The organism is Undibacterium sp. Di24W, assembly GCF_049340325.1.
Lineage (GTDB): Bacteria > Pseudomonadota > Gammaproteobacteria > Burkholderiales > Burkholderiaceae_D > Undibacterium.
The window spans coordinates 1-249 of the sequence record NZ_JBMPOP010000047.1; the positions used below are offsets into that span (position 1 = coordinate 1).

At 55.8% G+C, this 249-nt stretch carries 1 protein-coding gene; it reads right to left on the reverse strand.

The genetic code is table 11. The annotated features are described in order from the left end of the window. A partial coding sequence (locus ACO0KZ_RS20575; RefSeq protein WP_422998673.1) for a hypothetical protein occupies positions 1-249 on the reverse strand: 249 nt, incomplete at both ends.

A 249-nucleotide genomic window follows, 5' to 3' on the forward strand; every position in this document is an offset into this window, starting at 1 on the left:
ACGCTGAATCAATCACCGTATCATCAATCGTGCTCACCGTGACCGTAAAGGCCGTCACACCACTCGGTACTATCACATTGCCACCGACCAAGGTGACGCCATTACTAAACACCGGGGTCGTGTTGTAATCGGGCGCCGTCGCACTGCCGCCACCTAAACTATAGGCGTAGGTCGTCGTCGCGTTCGTCGCTGCCGACAGACTGACGGTGTAGACCAGGTTGTTGCCTTCGACCACATTGTCATCTCCAG